Below are 1,624 nucleotides of genomic sequence, written 5' to 3' on the forward strand. Positions count from 1 at the left end.
GTGCCAACGCTTCCCGAATTGCAAACAGGGGAGCGGGCCGTCGTCTCGAACCTGGAAATAGGAGACGGCGGCTCCGTGCAAAAAAATGGGCACCGGCCGCGCTCGAGGGACGCGGCCGGTGCCGTCGATCACTCGGGCGCTTCGGGAAGGGTGTCGTCGCCGTCCAGTTCTTCCTCGTCCAGCTCGTCGTCTTCGATCGCATCGTCAAAGACGGGATCGCAGTACGGGGCGCCCGCCTTCTGCCTATCGGCTTCGCTGGCGAATGCCGAAAGGGAAGCAGGAAGCCAGAGCCCGTCCAGCTCGGCGGTTGCCCGCTCAACAAGATCGCCCTTCTTCATGCCGGAAAGGTTGGTGGCTCGGTCCTTGCCCTTCACGCGCTCGACGGCGGCGAGGATCACCGATTTCTTGGTGCGCCGGAGGAACTCAAGGTCCGAAAGTGTCACCCACCGCTCAGGGCGGCTGTCCAACGCCTCGGCCAGTGCGTCGGCCTGAACGCGCACCGCTGCACCGCCAAATGGGTTGAAGGCTTTGAGCGAAATGGCGGTGAACACGGCCAGATGTTCGAGCAAGGCCGTCTCGTCCATAGCGAGGAAATAGCCCCACCAATCACCGGGGTTCTTTGGTGCGGCCTCACGTTTCGCCGCAAGCGCCGTCTCGATGGCGACGAGCGGGCGCATTTCCTTGTTGGCTATCCGCTGTTCCGGGTGTCCGCGATCAAGCGAAATCTGGCATGCGCTGTGCCCGCCATAGCGGCTGAATGCCTCTGCTGCCAACGCATGGACCGTTGCGACAAGGGCGATCTTCGGGTTTGCCGCAAGATCGGCAGCAACGCATGCCGTGCGGACCGCTGCAAGCTCCTCCTGCATGGCCGCGCCGGGAAGCTCTATCCCTTCGGCGTCAACCTTGGGTCCGGTTTTTGCTTCACTCCGCGTGTTGCCGTTCTTGACGGTGAGGCCGCGATGAATGGTCAGGTTGCCGTTATAGTCGAAGCACGCCACTGCAACAGCCTTGGCCATTTCCTCCGGATCATAGACCTCCGGCGTCATAGCATCGATGCGATCGGAAAGCTCTTGCCACTGCGCGGCAAGCTCCTCGTTGTCCGGATCGACTTCGGCATCGACGCCGAGCGCCACCAGTTGCTCTGTCATTGCGTCCCGCTGCTGCTGTTCCTCGGGCGTCATTTCTCGGCGCGTCGGATAGATTCGACCCCGGTACTTTTCCGAAATGGAATAATACCCCTCCGACGAAAACAGCACCTCTTGCCAGCCTTCGGCCCTCACCGGCTCAATAACCGCCTCGATCCTCTGGGCAAAAAGCCGGTCCAACAGGGCAGCATCGGTCAAATAGGCGTCGTCGCCGCGCTCTGCGAACAGATCGCAGATGACGCCGCCGCCCGCTGCCTCGTAAGCTTCGAGCGTCACGAACCGGACGCGCTTGTCCGACAGGGGAATGTTGCCCTCGGTGAGCGCCTTCTTGATTTGCCAGCTTGCCGCCTTCGGCATCGCCTTGAAAACGGCGCGCTGGCGCTCCTGATCGTCGGTGAGCGTGTAGGCGGCGACCTCGTTAAGGCCGATTTCATCCTTGCGGAACGCCTTCATGATTTCCGGCGCGACCGCTGCCAGCT

The 1,624-nt window shown here is 62.3% G+C and carries 1 protein-coding gene; it reads right to left on the reverse strand.

What is annotated here, in order from left to right:
* Positions 1-128: 128 nt before the first annotated feature.
* On the reverse strand, positions 129-1,502 hold the full coding sequence (locus tag EOA49_RS31825) for a hypothetical protein (RefSeq protein ID WP_127243594.1): 1,374 nt from the start codon (positions 1,500-1,502) through the stop codon (positions 129-131).
* Between the last annotated feature and the right edge of the window lie 122 nt (positions 1,503-1,624).

Origin of the sequence: Mesorhizobium sp. M1A.F.Ca.IN.020.04.1.1, from assembly GCF_003997315.1 — a bacterium.
Classification (GTDB): Bacteria; Pseudomonadota; Alphaproteobacteria; order Rhizobiales; family Rhizobiaceae; genus Mesorhizobium.